The organism is Halalkalibacter wakoensis JCM 9140, assembly GCF_000513095.1.
GTDB lineage: Bacteria > Bacillota > Bacilli > Bacillales > Bacillaceae_D > Halalkalibacter > Halalkalibacter wakoensis.
The window spans coordinates 1-20088 of sequence record NZ_BAUT01000034.1; the positions used below are offsets into that span (position 1 = coordinate 1).

Below are 20088 nucleotides of genomic sequence, written 5' to 3' on the forward strand. Positions count from 1 at the left end.
ACCTTCTCTTCTGACTCCTTTTAGCCCTTCCCATCCGTTTCTGTCAGAAGGCCCCTTCTCTTCGGCTAAAACTCTCTCTTTTTCAGCAGTTCTAAGTTTAAGAACACACAAAAAGGGTAATCGTAGAATAGGTTACAAATTGTGTATAAAAAGGAGAGTGCATTATGTCAAAAGTTTTATTTACTTCATCAGCAACGGCTTTAGGTGGGCGAGAAGGTCATGTCAAATCCTCAGATGGCGTTATTGACATTGACCTAGCCATGCCAGGAAGTCCTCGTGCTAAAGAATTATCAGACGCTACGAATCCTGAACAACTTTTTGCTGCAGGCTATTCAGCTTGTTTTGATGGAGCACTTCAACTCATGGCACGCAACCAAGGTGTGACCTTTGAATCGGAGGTTACTGCGGATGTTAGTCTTTTAAAAGACGAAAAAGATGGTGGCTTCAAACTCGCGGTCAATCTGAAAGTAAAAGGAACAGGTATCGAGAAATCTGTTTTAGAGGAGCTTGTCCATAAAGCACATGATTTTTGCCCATATTCTAAAGCAACTAGAGGGAATATCGAAGTTACGCTTGAAGCAAACGCTTAATACTTAATTGATTCTGATCCAAACCACTTCTACGCACGAATAAAAAGGCTTTTTGGGAAATCTCAAAAAGCCTTTTTAAATGCTCTTACAACTCCCTTTCCTCTTCCCCCTACTAGATACATCCTGCTCACCTTTCTACCACAAAACTAGTGTTTATTTGATTAATTTGCTAAATTAAGAGATAATAACTTGGTTCATAAATTCTTGAATTGAGGTGAGAGTGTGAAGAATGAAAGTGCCGTTTTTTGGTATTCACTTTCTATATGTGCTGTATTTGTTGTCTGGGGTGTACTTGCTCCTGATCACCTACAGGCCGTATCTTCAAATGTGACAGCGTATATATCTAAAGCATTTGGCTGGTACTATTTACTAATCATTATGTTGTTTTTGTCTTTCTGTATCTACCTTATTTTTTCCCGCTTTGGAAAAATTAAATTAGGTAAAGAAAGTGACCTTCCCGAATTTAGTTTACCTTCATGGTTTGCTATGTTGTTTAGTGCGGGAATGGGGATGGGATTGGTTTTCTGGACGACGGCTGAACCAATATCTCATGCATTTATTAGTCCTCCAAGAGCAGAGGCTGGCTCAAATGAAGCAATCAGACAGTCCCTTCAGTTTTCCTTTTTCCATTGGGGAATTCATGCTTGGGCCGTTTACGGAGTTGTCGCTTTAGCTTTAGCTTATTTTAAATTCCGAAAAGGTCTTCCTGGACTGATTAGTGCCACACTGATTCCGATTTTAGGTGAAAAGCGTATGCAAGGCCTCGCTGGAAAATTAATTGATACACTTGCTATCTTTGCAACTGTCGTAGGTGTGGCTTCAACTCTTGGCTTTGGCTCTGCACAGATTAATGGTGGGTTATCTTTTCTTTTTCAAACACCGAACACGTTTGGAATGCAGTTACTCATTTTAGCCATCGCCACTGCTCTATTTATTTTCTCAGCATGGTCTGGTATCGGAAAAGGAATTAAATATTTAAGTAATATTAATATGGGCCTTGGACTAGCTCTTATGATGCTGTTGTTTATTGTTGGCCCAACTTTGTACATTTTAAACATGTTTACGGCAACACTCGGAAGTTATATCACAAACTTTTTTGATATGAGCTTTCGTATTTCGCCCTTAAATGAAACCGGTCGAACTTGGATTGATAATTGGACGATCTTCTATTGGGCATGGTGGATCTCTTGGGCTCCATTTGTAGGGATTTTTATTGCAAGAATTTCCAAAGGGCGTACAATCAAAGAATTTATGCTAGGTGTGCTTTTTGTCCCTGCCTTGGTTTGTTTTATCTTTTTTACAGTGTTTGGCGTTTCGGCTCTAAATTTAGAACAAAACGGATTGGCTGTAATTTCAGATTACTCCTTAGAAACCACAACGTTTGGAGTTCTTCAGCAATATCCACTTGGCGCGTTTATGTCCATTTTAACTATTGTCGTCATTGCGATTTTTTTCATTACGTCAGCCGACTCAGCTACGTTTGTTCTTGGTATGCTTAGTACGAAAGGGTCTATCAACCACCTAACTCGATTAAAATCGTTTGGGGACTTGCCATGTCAGCAATGGCTGCCATCATTGTTTATTTTGGTGGTACACAAGGGCTGCAGAATATGTTAATCATTGCTGCACTGCCATTTTCCGTTGTCATGTTACTGATGGGAGCTTCTTTTTACAAAGCTGCCAAACATGACATTGGCGGAAAACCGCTCAAAAGAAGTTGGAAGAATGATAAAGGAGAAAAAGTTTCCTAACTTCACTAAATGTAACTAATTAGGTGATGCTTTTTTTAAGACATCGTCACAAAAACCACCCTCTTGAATTTACATTTTCAGAGGGTGGTTTTTGGACTGTTTTCTTATACTTAGTTGTTAATGATACATGTTCGCCACATATTTGTCCTATTGCTCCCCCTATACACACTCTCCTCTTCACAGCAAATTTAATTTTAACGACTTTCTACGGATATCACTTATCAAAAAATTAAAAAACAGTCACTGACCTTCACTGAGCTTCACTGGCCTTCACTGAACTAGGTAATTGCCACTCACTGCCACTCAGCGGATTTGGAAGTCTTAATGAGGCACTGGTAAAATACAAATTATTCTAAATTTTTTTTACTGGGGGAATGCACGTTGGCTAAAGAACGAATTCGAATAGTTGATACGGATATACATGAACGTGTTCAATACAAAGATATTTTAGAGTATCTTGATGAACCGTTTAAACATTACATGGCCAATTGTCATTGGATTCAAGAAAAACATATGCCCTATACTCAACCTACTGTTGCTGGTGTGGACCGGGCAGACGCAATTCCACCTGATGGACGACCTGCAGGAACAGACTTAGCCTTTATGCAAAAACAGTTGCTCGATGATGTGGGCCATGAATATGGAATCTTAACGGGTGCTCTAGATCCTTCTCCTTCCTCTATGCACGGATGGTATGAAATGGCAACAGCCTTAGCGACAGCTTATAATGATTGGCAAATTGCAGAATGGTTAGAAAAAGATGAGCGCTTATATGGTTCAGTCCACATTGCTGCACAGGATCCCGCTGCAGCTGTTAAAGAGATTGAACGAGTCGGCTCCCACCCGAAGATGGTACAGGTGTTGCTTCCAATTGATGATATTATGTGGGGCGATCCGTATTACCACCCTATTTTTGAAGCAGCCGAAAAACATCATCTAATGATCGGAATGCATCATAATGAACCTCCTGTGTATTACGGGAAATGGCCAAGATATTTTATTGAATGGCACACACTGATTCCTACCGCTCACATGAAACAAATCACGAACATGATGTTTAATGGTGTGTTTGATAAGTTTCCTAACCTGGGACTGATGATGATCGAAGGTGGTTTCACTTGGGTGCCTCATCTTATGTGGAAAATGGACCAGCAATTCCGTGATCTTCGCCATGAAGTACCATGGTTAAAAAGAAAACCAAGTGATATTTTTAAACAGCAAATAAGAATAACCACTCAACCAGCCGAAGAACTAACAAAAAAAGAATTTATGTCTCTTATTGAACAAATGGGAACGGATGAAATTCTTTGCTTCTCAACAGATTACCCGCATTGGGATTATGACTCACCAACACGCGCACTACCGAACATAGATGAAGAGTTAAAGAAGAAAATATTCGCAGAGAACGCAAAAGCATTTTATCCAAAACTACCTAATTCGTAGGAGGACTAAGTATGAAAGAACAAATCGTATGTAAAACAACAGATTTAGAGCCCGGACAAATGATGGCATCCGACTTTGGAGAGAAAAATGTCTTGATTTGCCGTACACTAGACGGTGAATTTTATGCGTTTTTAAATCAATGCACTCACCAAGGCGCTCGTCTTGAAAAGGGAATGATTTGTGGGGCAACAACTGATCAAAGTAAGCCCGGAGACTATCACTATTGCAGGAGAGGCGAAATCATTCGCTGCCCATGGCACGGCAGAGAATTCGATATTAAAAACGAAGGCAGAATGCTAGCCAGCCCTAAACAAAAACTCGTAAACTTTCAAGTTCGAGTAGAAGATGAAAATGTGATTGTTTACAAATAACTAAAAAGTTCAGTTTTTAAATAAAAGGAGAAAAACCTCTATGACAACGAAAAAAATGTTTATAGACGGAAAATGGATTGATGCTATAAGCGGTCAAACACGTGATATTATCAACCCATTTAACCAAGAAGTGATTGCAACCGTTGCAGAAGGAAATGAAATAGATACTAAAGCTGCAATTGCTGCAGCAAGAAAAGCTTTTGATCAAGGAGATTGGGCAACAACACCTGCAACCAAACGTGGAGCAATCGTTTGTACAATTGCCGAGTTCATTGAAAGAGATAAAGAAGAACTAGCAGAACTCGAATCGTTAGATACCGGCAAAACGGTTGAAGAAAGCCGTGTTGATATGGATGATATTGCCGGAGTTTTTCGTTATTATGCCGAGTTAGCGGACAAAGATGGTGGAGAACTTATCGAGTCCCCTATTCCAAACACAGTAAGTAAAGTTGTCCGTGAACCGGTTGGTGTTTGCGGACAAATCACACCTTGGAACTACCCGTTGTTACAGCTTCGTGGAAGTTAGCACCCGCACTCGCTACAGGTAACACTCTCATTATGAAACCGAGTGAAATCACGCCACTTACGACGATTAAAGTTTTCGAACTAATGGAAGAAGCCGGTGTGCCAGCTGGGGTCGTTAACCTCGTACTCGGTTCAGGTAACACAGTAGGTGCAGAACTTTCCACTCACAATGATGTGGATTTAGTTTCTTTTACAGGTGGAATTGAAACAGGCAAAAAAATCATGCAAGCAGCTAGTGGCAATGTTAAAAAAATAGCTCTTGAACTTGGCGGAAAAAACCCTAACGTCGTATTTGCTGATGCAGACTTTGATACAGCGATTGATCAAGCCATGAATGCAGTCTTTTTCCATGCCGGTCAAATTTGCTCAGCTGGAACAAGACTAATCATTGAAGAGAAGATTCATGACAAGTTTGTCGATACATTGGTAGAACGTGTGAAAAACATCAAATTAGGCAGCGGTTTTGATGAGAAAACGCAAATGGGTCCCCTTATTTCTGCCGAGCATTTGGCAAAAGTCGAACAATATGTTGAAACTGGAAAAAAAGAAGGAGCAAAGATTGCCGTTGGCGGCAAACGTCCACAAGACTCTGCCCTCAAAAAAGGCTTCTTCTTTTTGCCAACGATTTTTACCAATTGCACAACAGATATGACCATTGTTCAAGAGGAAGCATTCGGCCCGATCATTACAGTGGAAACGTTCACGACAGAAGAAGAAGCGATGAAACTAGCGAATGATTCGATCTATGGTCTTGCCGGTGGAGTCTGGACGAGTGATCTTCTTAAAGCAGAGCGTTGTGCAGCTGCCATGCGTATGGGAACCGTTTGGATTAATGACTTTAACGTCTATTTTCCTCACGCACCGTGGGGTGGATATAAACAATCAGGTATTGGCCGTGAACTAGGGAAACTGGGATTAGAAGAATATACAGAAACGAAGCATATTCTACACAACTTAAAACCAGAGCCTATTAATTGGTTTTAGCGAACATCCCCACAAATTGTAATTTCCAAAAAAGACGATGAGAGCTATAGTGTCTCATCGTCTTTTTAGATAGCTATTTCAATTTGCAGGTCTTACTTAACAAGGAATGAAAGTTGCTCCGACAATTATTAATAGAATAAATAACACAACAATTAATGTAAAACCAGAACCACCATGTTTAGGGGCAGTGTATCCATACCCGTATCCATAAGCTGGAGCAGAGTAATATGGCATATCCATTGCGCCAGCTACCATTGGAGGCATATTATCTACTGCCATAGTGTGTGGAATATTGGCTGGTACATTAGCTCCTGCCATCATAGTATGAGGTGAATGTAGGTTATCGTACATACGTAGCACTTCCTTTTCGGTGAGTATATATTACACTACAATATACTCACCTAGCTGGAATGTGAACCTGTCTAATTATTAAATGGGTGAATGTCACTGTTTTGAAAAAAAACAAATAACAAAGCTACTGACCAGAATTGGACAAATACATGAGATAAAGAAGACTGGAAATCGAAGACAAATTATGATGTATAACAATCTTTTGCTTTTTATAAAAAGCACGAACACTTGGCATCGCTAACAGGTTTTTCATCGTTGTAGGTGAAATTCGTGTAATTAAATTCATTAAGTAAGCCGGTTGCATACTTCCTGGGAATCTTTGTGCGTTCAGAAATTCAATCATTTCTTCAGCAGTCATAATTCCAAATCCATGTCCAAAAAACGTCCCATCACTCAACATAACCGCATTTTCTCCTCTGTACCAAGGTGTACTTGGATGGAAATCAGGATTATTAAAATACACAACATCTCCGGGCAAGAAATAATTCGATTCAAAGCTGAGTAAGTCTAAGTCTGGATCCGTATGCCAACTGTATAAATAAAGGTTCTGAAAAATCGTATTAAAATGACGTTCTCCGATCTTTTTTAAAATGGCATGATAGTAAATTATAATGATGGCCGTTGCACATTCAAAGGCATAAAGGGAGCCGTTCCGATAAATATCTAAAATTGCATCTGAAGGTCTGACATTTCGCTTTACTAAAAAACCCCCAGCACTTGTCAAATACCAGTATGCTGGATTGCATTGTGCATGTGCAAAGATAGTAAACGTCACTTCACTTTCATTCATTTCTTTTGCGCTTTCCATAATATTTATTCGTAGACTTACCTCAAATCTAAGTTCGTTCATGGATTCATAAGAAAACCATTCAGGAGAGTTAATCATGTGTTGAATGATAACTCTTTCTTCATTTTCAAGATCGACGATGTTCTCTAGCAAAACAGGCATTCCAGCTACATGTATCATGCTATTCCCCATTTCAGTTTGATTCTAAAGACGTAAATCTCTTTTCTTTTTGAAATCTTTCAGTAATTAAAAATTCATATTTAAAAATTTATATGCGTAGGATGCAAAATTCTTGCTATTTTGTTGAGCTGTTCCGATCGTACTCATTTTAAGAAGAATTTTATTGACAACTTTTTAAAGTGAATATATATTGATGATAATGATAATTGTTATCAAATAAAATCCGAGAAGGAATGGGATACGATATGAGTACAACTCACAAGAATTCATTTATCACATTATTACTGCTTTCTATGCTTTTAATTGCACTAGTTGGTTGTTCAAGCGAACAATCAAATTCACAAGGTGAACCAACTTCAACCGAAGATCCTAATACAGAAATTGCTGATACAGAAGTTACAACATCTGACTATCCAATCGTGATTGAGCATGCCTTAGGCGAAACAGTCATTGACGAAAAGCCTGAACGTGTTGTTACAATTTCATGGGCAAATCATGATGTTGTTCTTGCTCTCGATGTTGTTCCAGTAGGTTTCTCAGCTGCAAACTATGGTGTTCAAGATGATAGCGGAATGTTACCATGGACGGCAGAGAAATTAAACGAACTAGGCGCTGAACAACCAATTATCTTCCAAGATACAGACGGCTTGGATTTTGAAGCAATTTCAGATGCAAATCCAGATGTCATTCTTGCAGCATACTCAGGCATTACTCAAGAAGAATACGACACGTTAACTCAAATTGCTCCTGTTGTCGCATATGAAACAGGTCCTTGGGTAACTTCATGGCGCGACCAAATTACACTTAACTCCATCGGGATGGGGATGGAGGAAGAAGGAAAGCAACTTATTGCTGATACAGAGAAATTAATTCAAGATAAAGCTAATGAACATTCTGAGATTAAAGGAAAAAAAGCCGCATTTGCCATGATTAATGCTGCCGACTTATCGAAGTTTTACGTTTATACGCCAGCTGACCCTCGTGGAGAGTTTCTTGGGGAGTTAGGAATGGAATACCCAGAAAGTATTATCGATCAAATTGCCGACCCTACTAGTTTTTACATTGAATTAAGTTCTGAGAATGCAGATGCACTTAATGGTGTTGAAGTATTAATAACCTATGGAGATGAAAATACGTTAGCCGCATTGCAAGCTGATCCGATCCTTGGAAAAGTACCGGCAATTGAAAGAGGGTCTGTTGTCATTATTGGAGATAATACTCCACTTGCAGCAGCGGGAACTCCGAACCCACTTTCAATTCAATATTCAATTGATGAATACGTAAATCTAATCTCAGAAGCTGTTAGCAAATTAAAGTAGATGATTCATCCATCCGTTTCAAAAAATAAGCAGTTGCATCTTCCGAGAAATTTCATAAGAGTTCTTGTACTTTCTGTGATTTTACTCGGTTTATGTGTATTGGCTTCTCTTGCTTTTGGCTCTCGTACAATTGGTTGGAATGAACTAATGATTGGTTTGTTTCAACCTGATGTACAGTCTCATGAAGCAAGTGTTGTTCGCCAAAGAATTGCTAGAACTGTATTTAGTTTCATGTGTGGTGCAGCATTAGGAGTATCTGGGGCTCTCATGCAATCAGTCACGCGCAATCCTATTGCAGATCCTAGTATATTGGGGGTTAACACAGGAGCAGCACTTTTCGTTGTTTGTGGAATTTCCTTTTTTAATATTGGTTCTGCTAGTCAATACATTTGGTTCGCTCTAGTAGGAGCAATTATAACTGCCATTTTTGTATTCGGAATTGGTTCGATGGGGAGTGGCGGTGCCACGCCCCTCAAACTTGTTTTAGCGGGTGCTGCTACAAGTGCTGCGTTGTCTTCTCTTGTAATGGCCATTATGATTCCTCGCTCAAACGTTATGGATCAATTTAGATTTTGGCAAGTAGGGAGTGTCGGAGCAGGAAACTGGAGTTCAATCTCTACATTTATTCCTTTTCTTATTGTTGGAATCCTAATTGCCTTATTCACAGCTCCAGCATTAAATGCATTAGCATTAGGTGATGAAGCTGCTACAGGATTAGGAGTTCGTACTGGGACAATAAGACTCATTGCTGCTTTTGGTGGAGTTCTATTGTGCGCCGTAACTACTGCACTGGCAGGCCCTATTGGCTTTATTGGTTTATTAGCAACTCACGTAATAAGGCTTTTGATCGGTCCTGATTTGCGTTATATTATCCCGATGTCAGCTCTTTCAGGTGCCATTATATTAACAATATCAGATATATGTGGCAGACTTCTTGGTAGTCCTGGTGAATTAGAAGTTGGCGTTGTTACAGCGTTTATTGGTGCCCCCATCTTAATCTTACTAACTATGAAAGCGAAGATGCGCTCGTTATGATAAATGATACAGTCAATCTAATTATAGAAGGTAGAACGAAAAGACGCCGTCGTTATCTATTCGTGACTTCCTCCCTTGCCATCATCGCTTTTGTATTATGTTGCGCTATGCTAATGCTTGGGAATACCATCTATCCCGCTCAAGATGTTATACGTGTTCTACTAGGTGAAGACGTACAAGGAGCATCATTTGCAGTCGGCACAATCCGTTTTCCAAGAATGGTTGCAGGTGTTTTTGCTGGATTTGCCTTCGGAGTTGCTGGAACTGTATTTCAGACAATGTTGAGAAATCCTTTAGCAAACCCAAATGTCATTGGAATCACAGCTGGTTCAAGTGCGGCTGCTGTCTTTTGTATTATTGTTCTTCAAGCCAGCAATTTCCTTGTTTCAATTGCTTCTATCATTGGTGGACTTGCTACAGCACTCATTATTTTTCTCTTATCAAGAGGAAACTCTTTTTCTATAGGGAGATTAATTTTAATAGGAATTGGCATTCAAGCAATGCTAAACGCTGTTATTTCTTATTTATTACTGATTGGTCAGACACATGACATTCCTACTGCAATGAGATGGTTAACCGGAAGTCTAAATGGGGTGAATATGGAGGGCCTTTACCCTCTCATTTTAACGGTTGTTATTTTCGCACCTGTCATCATACTACTTGGGAAGCCATTAGATATGTTGGAGCTTGGGGAGCAGGCAGCTACATCCCTTGGAGTTGATACGAATAAGACAAGACTTATTCTTATTCTCAGTTCTGTCATGATTATTGCCTTAGCTACCGCGGCAACTGGACCAATTGCCTTTGTCGCCTTCCTTTCTGGACCTATTGCAAAAAGATTAGTAGGGGTTGGATTTTCAACGATTATTCCAGCCGGGCTTGTTGGAATCATTTTAGTTTTAGCATCAGATCTTATTGGACAGTTTGCCTTCGCAACTCGTTACCCTGTAGGTGTCATCACAGGTATTCTTGGTGCTCCTTACTTGATCTATTTGCTAATCCGTATGAATCGAAAAGGAGATTTCTAATGAAACCGACACATATCTTTCAATCTGAAAATATCACTGCTGGATATGATCATAAAACCATTTTATATGATGTGAGTATTTCGGTTCCAAGTAATCAAATAAGCATCATTATTGGAGCGAATGGCTGTGGAAAATCGACACTCCTCAAAACGATGGCTCGTCTAATTAAACCAACATCTGGGCAAGTGACATTGGACGGAAAACCGATTCATAAAATCCCACCAAAACAGCTGGCTCGTGTGTTAGGTCTTTTGCCTCAATCCCCTATTGTGCCTGAAGGGATAACAGTTGCTGATTTAGTTGGACGAGGAAGATTTCCACACCAAACGTTTTTAAAAGGTTGGACAAAAAAGGACTATGAAGCTGTTAGTGAAGCAATGGAAATGATGAAGATTACTGAATTTGCCGAGCAAAATATTGATGAACTTTCAGGTGGTCAAAGACAGCGCGTATGGATTGCAATGGCTTTGGCACAACAAACAGACATACTGTTTCTCGATGAACCAACCACGTATTTAGATATCACTTATCAAGTTGAAATTCTTGATCTGTTGACTGATCTTAACCGAAAACATGGAACGACCATTGTCATGGTTCTTCATGATATTAACTTATCGGCACGTTACGCCGATCATATTTTTGCTCTTCAAAAAGGTAAGCTTGTAGCAGAGGGCGCTCCAAAAGAGGTGATTACGAGCACACTAATCGAAGATATTTTCGGTCTCCATTGCACAGTCATAAAAGACCCGGTCTCAGGTTCCCCTTCTGTCATACCAATTGGACGACATCATAATAAGTTGAGAATGTACTCTTAAATACCCGTTTAAAAATTGTATAAACAAAAGGCATATACCCAAACCCATTAGGCTAGTTAAGCATATCCTTTATTGTATAAACGAATGGGGAGGGATTTGTTTTGACTAATGATTATTCATATCACGGTATACCAGATGTAAGATTAGATGGCAATGATCAACGCTTTTTCAGTCCTGGATTTGGAGTGGGTAGGCCTGGCTTTGGATACGGTAGACCTGGCTTTGGATACGGCAGACCTGGCTTTGGTTTAGGTTTTTTAGGAGGACTCGCTACTGGTGCACTTTTGGCCCCAGGTCCTGGTTTTGGGTATTATCGACCGTACCCTTTTTATCCTTATTATCCGCCGTACCCTTATCGACCATTTCTGTATTACTAAAATGGAAAGCTATAATACAAATAAACGGAGTGCCCTTCCTTTGGCACTCCGTTTGTATGTAAGAAGTTCGCATCTTACTTAACGTAGTAACACCCTTCATTCAATAGGCAATAGATAATGAACCTAAAAGGTAAACAATCTTCCTGTCTCTTTATTTTGAGTAGCAAACTCCTGCCCCTCTAGTTCTTCGTCTACTAGGTTATTTCTCTGAAACTTCTAGGTGACTGGCTTGTCATTTTTTTAAAGTTACGATTGAATGACCTGAGGTTATTATAACCACAATTAATCGCTATCTCACTAATGGACTGCTGACTATTTTTCAACAAATAACAGGCTTGTGAAATTCGATAATGATTCAAGTATTCAGTGAAGCTCATGTTTGTCATGTGTATAAACAGTTTGGATAGGTAGGCATAATCGTATTGCAATTGTTTTGCGATTACTTTAAGCGTGCAATCGTCACTATAATTCCTATCTACATAAAGGAGAATTTTATGTAGTACTTCGGTCTTTGTAGAGTGTTCGACGGGAAGAAATTCAGTATTATCAATCAATCTCCCGCAAATATCATATAGAAAACTTTTCTGTCTATAAATGGAATCTATTTCATCCAAATTGGGGGCTTTACTTAAGTGAATAACATTATTTTCTGGAACGTACCCCTTATAATTCATGAAAAAACGGCCAATTAATTCAGGTGAAAATATGACGATAGAAATGTCGGAATGGTCCTTCGCTTTAAGCTCATGGATTTGGTTATTAAAAATGAATGCTATATCATTTTTATTCAATGTATACTTTTTTTGATCAATATTTACTAGTAACTCTCCTTCATTGACAACGATGAGTTCGTAAGCTCGATGAAAGTGAAGAGGAAAGGTTTGGGTAAGTAGTTTAAAAATGTGAAAGGATTCTTTTTTTTCAACTCCATGATGTTCAAAAAAAGCCAAAAGCTTCTCCCCCTGAAAAAAAAACGATTATTGTCTTATATTATACTATTTTTCGAATAGAAATTGACTTATTTCGGCTCTTATAATGTATCTATGATACATAAAGGGGGAAGCAAAATGGCACTCGACTACCATGTGGCAAAGAATGGTTCAGATTTGGCAGAGGGAACAAAAAAGAATCCATTTTTAACAATTAATAAAGCAGCTTCTGTTGCTCAAGCAGGAGATACTATTATTGTCCATGAAGGAGAATACCGGGAATGGGTAAAACCGAAGTTTGCCGGATTAAGTGAATACAGAAGAATCACGTATCAGGCAGCTGAAGGGGAAAAAGTTGTCATTAAAGGCTCTGAGCAGATTCAAGATTGGGAACAGGTCGAAGGAACTGTCTGGAAAGTTGTATTACCAAATGAATTTTTCGGAGATTATAATCCATACAAAGAAGAAATTTTCGGAGACTGGGTTGTTTATAATCCAGGAAGACACCTTGGAGATGTTTATTTAAATGGCATGTCCTTTTATGAGACAGAAACTTTTGAACAGTTACGAAATCCAGAAGTGAAAACAGAAGTGTTAGACCACTGGACAGAGACAGTTGTTCCTGTCCATAACGAAGAGCAAACAAAATATGTTTGGTATGCAGAAGTAGATGATTGTAATACAACCATCTATGCTAACTTCCACGGATCAAATCCGAATGAAGAACTAGTAGAGATTAATGTGCGTAAAGCTTGTTTTTATCCAGGGAAAATTGGAGTCAACTATATTACGGTTAAAGGTTTTGAAATGGCCCAAGCAGCAACTCCATGGACTCCACCAACGGCGGATCAGCCAGGATTAATTGGACCTCATTGGAGTAAAGGATGGATTATTGAGGATAATATTATCCATGACGCAAAATGCAGTGCAATCAGTATTGGTAAAGAAGCTTCAACGGGCCATAACGCTCGCACGATCCGTAAAGATAAGCCAGGCTATCAATATCAGTTAGAGGCCGTCTTTTCTGCTAAACAAATTGGTTGGAGTAAAGAAAAAATTGGTTCTCATATTATTCGAAACAATACCATTTATGATTGTGGTCAAAATGGTGTCGTTGGTCATCTAGGTTGCGTGTTCAGTGAAATCTATAATAACCATATTTACAATATTGCCTTAAAGCGCGAGTTTTATGGACATGAAATTGCGGGGATTAAGCTACATGCAGCCATTGACGTTCAAATTCATGACAACCGTATTCATGACTGCTCTTTAGGTACATGGCTAGATTGGCAGACACAAGGTACTAGAGTAAGCAGAAATCTGTTTTATCGAAATAACCGTGACTTGTTTGTTGAAGTTAGTAGTGGTCCTTATATCGTTGATAACAACATCCTTACTGCAGACTATGCATTAGATAATCATGCACAAGGCGGAGCTTATATTAACAATTTAATTCGCGGTAAAATGGTTCATAAAGAAATGCTTGACCGTGCAACACCATATCATGTACCACATAGTACGGAGGTAGCTGGTTTTGCTCCTGTGTATGGTGGCGACGACCGTTTCTACAATAACATCTTTATTGGCGACGATACGATCAAAACAACGGGGTTGAAAACAATACTTCCTACCGAGATAACAAATGAATATGTTGGTACGATTCACTTTAAAGGGTATACAACTTCACTTGAGGAATACATCGAGATTGTGAATCAAGAAGATGGTGATCATCATAGATTCCATCAAATTGGGCAGCCGGTATATATTAACCGTAATGCATACTATAATGGGGCAGAATCGTTTGAAAGAGAAACGGAAAGAGTTATAGCCAATGACTTCAATCCAGAAATCAACATCATCGAAGAGGGAAATGCCGTTTATCTTTCTATTGAGCTTCCAGAGGATTTCGAGTCATTACTTGGAGACATTCATTCTACCAAAACTCTTGGAAAGGCTCGTATTGTTGATGCCGATTTTGAAAATCCAGATGGCAGCGAAGTAGTTGTGGATAAGGATTTACTAGGAGAACAACGTGAAGAAAAAAGTGTATTGGGGCCAATTGCAAATTTACAAGCAGGGAAAAACTATATTAAAGTATGGGGCTAAACGTTTCGGGACAAGGGTAACCTTGTCCCTTTCATCATTTCTCTATTTTAGATAAAGTTCTCCGTAGTAAATTGAAATGAGCTTTTTGAATTGCTCTTTAAAATAAGGTATATTTGATAGGCGAATAAACAATTATCAAACGTAAGGTCGTGATTATCATACGTATTAATAAATATATTAGCGAAGCTGGAAAAGCATCTAGACGAGGTGCGGACAAATTAATTACTGAAGGAAGAGTCACGATTAATGGCAAACGTGCACAAATAGGCGATCAAGTCGAGCTGGAGACGATGTCCTAGTAAACGGTTCAGCCATTCGGGTTGCTAGAAATAATGTGTATCTTGCTTTAAACAAACCTGTAGGCATTACAAGTACAACGGAGAAAAAAGTAAAAGGAAATATCGTTGATTTAGTAAATCATCCATTAAGAGTCTTTAATATCGGGAGATTAGATAAAGATTCGGAAGGTTTAATCCTCCTAACAAACGATGGTGATATCGTTAATGAGATTTTACGTGCTGAAAATAGGCATGAAAAGGAGTATATTGTTTCAGTAGACAAGCCCATCACCCCAGAATTTCTAAAGAATATGTCTGAAGGTGTAAAAATATTAGGTACGAAAACACTTCCTTGTGAAGTCAGACAGCTATCGAAATTTGAATTTCAAATTATTTTAACACAGGGGTTAAATCGTCAAATTCGTCGGATGTGCGAAGCATTAGGCTACGAATCTATCGACTGCAAAGAATTAGGATCATGAATATCCATTTAGGAAATCTTCCCCCTGGACAGTGGAGAGATTTATCAAAGAAAGAGCGCACACAATTATTTAGAGAACTAAACTATGAGCCAAGGGAATGGTAAGGGGATTTGAAGCTGCTTGCAGATAGAGCGCTATATGTACCTATCTGCAAGCTGTTCACTCTCTTCTTTTGAAAAGCTGTAAGGAATTTAACGGTCCTTTTCAGTTTTAAACTACCTCATTTACTTATGGTACGGTTCACCGTGGCGTATCTAAATGAGGTTTTTAATTGACTATTGTATTAACGTTAAAAAACTTCTATAAAAAATGCTATAGAAGTCTTTTAAAAACATTTATCCACTTTTACTTGAACTATAATTCCCAACCTCAGTAAGCCACTCATTATAGCCTAGAACATTTATTCCATGAGAATCCTTATATTTATCAAAAAGATTAATATTAGGCTTCAAGAATACCCTTCCCTTATCATCAGAAACAATACTAACTTCATCGGGATTTAACATGGCAACCGCAATGCATGAACATTCGCCATAATCCTTATATCTATATGACCTGTTCTTAAAAGCTGCCTTACTAATCTCATTATTTTTCAAAGCCTTTTTTACAGCATTTATATCCTCTAAATGCCCATAAAATTGCTTTCGAATTTTCTTGAAGTTCTTTTTATACTCATCATCTGTCTCAACATCATATTTCTTAATATCCCGAGACTTTTCCAAGATGTTTACAACACCTAGCATACTGTTTGATTTATCAGCGTCCTCAGGTTTTACCGCACTACCTGGTCTTAATTCATTCATTACCACATCAGTTATACCGAATTTATTACTACTTTCCTTATAAGATTGTAATAATTCTATGACACCAAGTGAGGTAAATCTATTAATAAATAAACATGTATCTTTTAAATATATCAAAAACTACCCCTCCAAATACTCATACCTATCTATAATTGCATCACCAGTTTCAAGGCCAAGCTCTTTTTCCTTAATTAGCTCTTTTACTAATACTTTCATGTAATTATACGGTTCATAGTATGGTTGGTAAAACTCATGACTGCTATCAGCAACGTGCATAAACTTGGAAAAACGACTACTAAGTTTTCCGATATACTTTGTGAACCTTTTTATAAAACTTATTTTTCGCAGAATAAGTCCCGAATGAATTTCCAGTTAATTTGTAAAATGTAAATTTAAAACTAGTATAATATATTTCACATAGGGAATTAATATAATCAGCTAATTCATCCCAATTCTCTTGATCTAATAAATCATTCTCAATAATGTATTGAAAATCTTTATTTACTAGATTTTGTGGATATATTAATTCAGATGCAAATTTGTTTGCTTCTAACTCTTCAGTATCGAATCCAGGTCTTTCAGGGTTTATATCTGATTTTGAAATCCCATTATGTAAAAACATATGTCCAAGCTCATGTGCTAAAGTGAAATTTTGATGCCCTATATTTCTTTTATAATTAACACATATAATGGTATAGCCATTGTTATAACCAATAAACCCAGATAGCTTGTCTATATCCTGTTTAAATAAAAGTAAATTGTACTTATCGATCACACTTTTATAATCGCTAAAAAATTCAAAAAGGTTTCCTGGATAGTTCTCTATTCCAAAAAACCTTCTGGCTTCTTCTAATTTTTTTTCCCATTGTTGCATCTATATTCCCTCCTCTAAGTCCCTTTTCAGTTCCATAAGGAAGGATAAGTCCTCACTAAAGCCTTGTAAAATTCCTTTTACCTCATTAGACTTTGGAGTAGAAGAACCTCTATTTAAACAAGATTTAACCAAATCATTGTCTCTATATTGTTCACTAATGAAATACTCAGGTTTACAATATAACACTTGAGAAATAAAACTTATAGTCAATTCATCAATTTTATCGTAGCTAACTTCATTATTCAAAATTGATTTTAAATCATCAGCGTCAATTAGGGCTTCTTCACATAACTCATCACCAGACATATTAAAACAATCCATTCTCTCTTTTAATACATCTCCAATATACATACCTATCCCCCCAACCTTTACTCTTTTATCAATTAAATTTACTTACTTTTTTGTTCATTATAACACCTCTTTCGGATAAAATGTAATTATTTTCTATTTTATATATATGAAAAAATATTTATTACTGTTAATAAAATGTTATAAATCAACAAAATTAGTAAAGGTGATTATCATATATATATTTCCTTTTAGAATTTTTTTATTCAAAGTATTTTAATAGTGTTCAATTCTACGATTTCGATCAGCCAATTCCTAGGCATCAAACTAAACCCATACTAATCTCTAATTGGTTCTACTTCTTTAGCATAAACATCTAAATAAACACAAAAAGGAGAAGATGAGTCAGTATCGAGCGACTCATCTTCTCCTTTATTGCTTAGATATTTAATTATATCTTGATTAAACTTCAACCGAATGGTTTCTACATTCCTACGATCGTCTACTGTTATTTCGTCAATCAGAAGATGTACTAACCGCTTTTGTTGCTCGTTATTAGTGTGTTCTTGAAACACTTGCTGAAACTTCGTCAATACTTCTTTCACAAATTTATAAGAGATTTCACTAACTGAGCTATTCTCTAATTTTTCTCGGATAGGTTTCAGTCTATTCTCTAAGCGCTCATTCTCCTGACTTAATTTAGCTAACCTTTCTTGTAAATCACTCTTATCTATAATGCCATCTTCATATAATCCTAGCACTTTATCCTTTTTTGCCTGTAACGAAGATATTGATTTCTTTAAGTGTTCAAACTCTTTTTGCATAGGTTCTGCTTGATCATTATTATTTTGATTTACTCTTTTCAACACATCATGTAATAGCTCATTACTAGTAGCTAATGCATTTAACTTACTAAAGACAAATTGATTTGCTTTGTCTACTCTTACTCCATTAGATTTACAAGCTATTGTTCCTTTGTTTTTCCAAGCACCACATACATAGTATTCCAGTACCCGTTTTGTACCATCTTTGTTCCTATTATTTGTTCTACTTAGAACTGTGCTTGCTCCACAAGTAGGACATTTCAAAATCCCTGTAAGTGGATAATTACCACTGTGTACTCGATTAGGTTTTCCTGTTCTAGTTTTTAAGATCGCCTGTGCCTGTTCCCATGTTTCACGTGAAACGATAGGATTATGTTTCCCTTTCTCTATAATAGGGTCGGGATTGATGTTATTTCTTCGTTTCTCGTTCCAGTCTCTTCTCACATTATATCGAATATAGCCAGCGTAGACTGGATTGGTGACGATCGTTTTTATCGCATTGATAGTAAAGTAGTTCCCCTTCTTACTAAGATGTCCTTCCTTATTCACTCGATTTGCAATAGACTTATAGCCATTTCCCTCTGTATATAACTGAAAGATACGTCTTACCGTTTGAGCTTCTTTTTCATTAATGACTAGCTTACTCATTCTTCTTTTGCGATTCTCAACATTTGTATGAACAGTATCATAACCTAACACTTGTCCACCATTCCAAGATCCTTCTCTAGCTCTTGCCAACATTCCCATTTTTACATTCTCGGCAATGTTTTCTCTTTCATATTCAGCCAAAGCAGACATCATGTACAACCGAAAACGTCCTTCTTTTGTTTCATTCTCATGATTTTCAGAATAAGATTGAAAGACGATATTATTTTTATCGAGTAACTCAATGATCTTTAAGGTATCAAGAATGTTACGTGCAAGTCGATTGGTTTTCCATACAATAACTATGTCAAACTCTTTTTGACTTGCATCTCTCAATAATTGCTGTAGTGCTTCCCGTTTCTTTATCGACTTACCACTAATTCCTCGATCAATATACTCTTGGAAAACTTCATGACCCTTGTCCTTACACCATTCCTTTAAGAGACGTAGCTGCTCATCAATGCTATATCCTTCTTCTGCTTGCTCAGTTGTAGATACACGAGCATAGATTGCGACTTTCTTTACACCAAATTCCTCTTTTGCATTAGAAAACATTATTCTTCACCCCCTTCCATTTTTTGATCAATATCATTCTTAGTATCTTTCTTTGTATTTTTAGCATATGAGACAACAACCTCTGCTATTAAACTAACTAATAAGTCGTAGTTTGCTTTGTAACTGGTTTCCATAATTACTTCCCCCTATTTAATCTAGAATGTCATTTTACTTGCAACCGCTATTGGATTTTGAAATTTCAAACTTCAACTGATAATCTTTAACTCCAATCTCGTCTAATATCCTACTTATATATGAACCTAGATATTGGTTTACTTGATGACGAACCTCTCTAATTGAGTTAACAACTGGTTCTCCAATACCATAGCAAAGAATATTAATCTGATTAGTGTCAGTGGAAACTTCTATTACATCTAACTCATTACTAATTTCTTCAAGAACATAATTAAGCTGATCTGGATTTAGTGGTTTCTCGAAACTAAGCCAATGTTTTTGTATGAATAGTCTTTCATTATTTTGCTGTATTTCCACAAGACTATTAGAAGAAATTTCAACAGAATAGGTTGTTTTTTCTAGCTTCGCATTCAAAAGCGAAAGGATTGTTTTCTCATCAAGCTCATTTGCAAGTTTCTTTAGGTCATAACTACAAATTTCGTCTTCTATTACCTCCATAAGACTTAGTTCTTCATTTGATATCTCACGTAATTCTTCCATAGAATATACCCTCATAACTATTATATATTTTTTAAAACCTTTTTCTTCCAGTTAATTGCATTTACGTAACGTT

Annotated in this window: 18 protein-coding genes and 3 pseudogenes; 12 read left to right on the forward strand and 9 right to left on the reverse strand. The window is 37.4% G+C overall.

Translation table 11 applies throughout. The features are described from left to right. Positions 1 to 164 precede the first annotated feature (164 nt). The 5 genes and pseudogenes from JCM9140_RS13105 to betB all read left to right on the forward strand — a co-directional run bounded on the left by JCM9140_RS13105 (position 165) and on the right by betB (position 5664). Positions 165 to 590 (forward strand): organic hydroperoxide resistance protein, encoded by a 426-nt coding sequence (locus tag JCM9140_RS13105; protein WP_034747183.1) that lies wholly within the window; start codon positions 165 to 167, stop codon positions 588 to 590. Positions 591 to 812: 222 nt separating this feature from the next. Then, positions 813 to 2341, forward strand: a pseudogene (locus JCM9140_RS13110) (BCCT family transporter). A 381-nt stretch (positions 2342 to 2722) separates the two neighbouring features. Continuing rightward, the gene (locus JCM9140_RS13115; RefSeq protein ID WP_052002251.1) at positions 2723 to 3784 is read left to right on the forward strand and encodes an amidohydrolase family protein; all 1062 of its coding nucleotides are present in this window, start codon (positions 2723 to 2725) and stop codon (positions 3782 to 3784) included. 11 nt (positions 3785 to 3795) lie between these two features. Continuing rightward, a complete protein-coding gene (locus JCM9140_RS13120) occupies positions 3796 to 4155 on the forward strand; it encodes a Rieske (2Fe-2S) protein (protein ID WP_034747186.1) in 360 nt (119 codons plus the stop codon). Positions 4156 to 4210: 55 nt separating this feature from the next. Further along, a pseudogene (betB, locus tag JCM9140_RS13125) lies at positions 4211 to 5664 on the forward strand (betaine-aldehyde dehydrogenase). Positions 5665 to 5760: 96 nt separating this feature from the next. Here betB and JCM9140_RS25440 read toward each other — a convergent pair. Beyond that, positions 5761 to 6015, reverse strand: a complete 255-nt coding sequence (locus JCM9140_RS25440; RefSeq protein WP_034747189.1) for a YjcZ family sporulation protein — start codon at positions 6013 to 6015, stop codon at positions 5761 to 5763. A gap of 124 nt (positions 6016 to 6139) precedes the next feature. Then, positions 6140 to 6982 carry a protein-glutamine gamma-glutamyltransferase gene (locus JCM9140_RS13135; RefSeq protein WP_034747192.1) on the reverse strand — a complete coding sequence of 281 codons (843 nt, stop codon included), beginning with the start codon at positions 6980 to 6982 and terminating at the stop codon, positions 6140 to 6142. 245 nt (positions 6983 to 7227) lie between these two features. On the opposite strand from JCM9140_RS13135, the gene JCM9140_RS13140 reads away from it, so the two are divergent. The 5 genes from JCM9140_RS13140 (at position 7228) to ymaG (ending at position 11556) form a co-directional block, all read left to right on the forward strand. Next, positions 7228 to 8301, forward strand: coding sequence for an iron-siderophore ABC transporter substrate-binding protein (locus JCM9140_RS13140; protein ID WP_034747195.1), 1074 nt, complete (start codon positions 7228 to 7230; stop codon positions 8299 to 8301). After that, a complete protein-coding gene (locus JCM9140_RS13145; protein WP_052002252.1) occupies positions 8302 to 9336 on the forward strand; it encodes a FecCD family ABC transporter permease in 1035 nt (344 codons plus the stop codon). After that, a complete protein-coding gene (locus tag JCM9140_RS13150; protein WP_034747198.1) occupies positions 9333 to 10364 on the forward strand; it encodes a FecCD family ABC transporter permease in 1032 nt (343 codons plus the stop codon). Before JCM9140_RS13145 ends, JCM9140_RS13150 begins: the two co-directional genes overlap by 4 nt. Further along, positions 10364 to 11179: an ABC transporter ATP-binding protein gene (locus JCM9140_RS13155; RefSeq protein ID WP_034747201.1), complete on the forward strand. Its 816-nt coding sequence runs from the start codon at positions 10364 to 10366 to the stop codon at positions 11177 to 11179. Before JCM9140_RS13150 ends, JCM9140_RS13155 begins: the two co-directional genes overlap by 1 nt. Positions 11180 to 11307: 128 nt before the next feature. After that, the gene (gene ymaG / locus JCM9140_RS13160; protein ID WP_034747266.1) at positions 11308 to 11556 is read left to right on the forward strand and encodes an inner spore coat protein YmaG; all 249 of its coding nucleotides are present in this window, start codon (positions 11308 to 11310) and stop codon (positions 11554 to 11556) included. 194 nt (positions 11557 to 11750) lie between these two features. On the opposite strand, the gene JCM9140_RS13165 is transcribed toward ymaG, so the two are convergent. Then, entirely contained in the window at positions 11751 to 12506 is a 756-nt protein-coding gene (locus tag JCM9140_RS13165) for a helix-turn-helix transcriptional regulator (protein WP_034747204.1), read from the reverse strand. A 117-nt stretch (positions 12507 to 12623) separates the two neighbouring features. On the opposite strand from JCM9140_RS13165, the gene JCM9140_RS13170 reads away from it, so the two are divergent. Both JCM9140_RS13170 and rluF read left to right on the forward strand, forming a co-directional pair. After that, a complete protein-coding gene (locus JCM9140_RS13170) occupies positions 12624 to 14591 on the forward strand; it encodes a right-handed parallel beta-helix repeat-containing protein (RefSeq protein ID WP_034747207.1) in 1968 nt (655 codons plus the stop codon). Positions 14592 to 14749: 158 nt separating this feature from the next. Next, positions 14750 to 15455: pseudogene (rluF, locus tag JCM9140_RS13175) on the forward strand (23S rRNA pseudouridine(2604) synthase RluF). Positions 15456 to 15686: 231 nt separating this feature from the next. Here rluF and JCM9140_RS13180 read toward each other — a convergent pair. The 6 genes from JCM9140_RS13180 to JCM9140_RS13200 form a co-directional block, all read right to left on the reverse strand. After that, a complete protein-coding gene (locus JCM9140_RS13180) occupies positions 15687 to 16271 on the reverse strand; it encodes a hypothetical protein (RefSeq protein WP_034747210.1) in 585 nt (194 codons plus the stop codon). A 178-nt stretch (positions 16272 to 16449) separates the two neighbouring features. Continuing rightward, complete coding sequence (locus JCM9140_RS13185; RefSeq protein ID WP_052002253.1) at positions 16450 to 17028, reverse strand: ImmA/IrrE family metallo-endopeptidase; 579 nt, start codon at positions 17026 to 17028, stop codon at positions 16450 to 16452. Then, positions 17029 to 17379, reverse strand: coding sequence for a hypothetical protein (locus tag JCM9140_RS13190; RefSeq protein WP_034747213.1), 351 nt, complete (start codon positions 17377 to 17379; stop codon positions 17029 to 17031). It lies immediately after the preceding gene. 275 nt (positions 17380 to 17654) lie between these two features. Next, a complete protein-coding gene (locus JCM9140_RS13195) occupies positions 17655 to 19340 on the reverse strand; it encodes a recombinase family protein (protein ID WP_034747216.1) in 1686 nt (561 codons plus the stop codon). Further along, positions 19340 to 19474, reverse strand: a complete 135-nt coding sequence (locus JCM9140_RS24925; protein WP_268870569.1) for a hypothetical protein — start codon at positions 19472 to 19474, stop codon at positions 19340 to 19342. The genes JCM9140_RS13195 and JCM9140_RS24925 overlap by 1 nt, the downstream gene beginning before the upstream one ends. Before the next feature lie 34 nt (positions 19475 to 19508). After that, positions 19509 to 20015 (reverse strand): hypothetical protein, encoded by a 507-nt coding sequence (locus JCM9140_RS13200; protein ID WP_034747219.1) that lies wholly within the window; start codon positions 20013 to 20015, stop codon positions 19509 to 19511. Between the last annotated feature and the right edge of the window lie 73 nt (positions 20016 to 20088).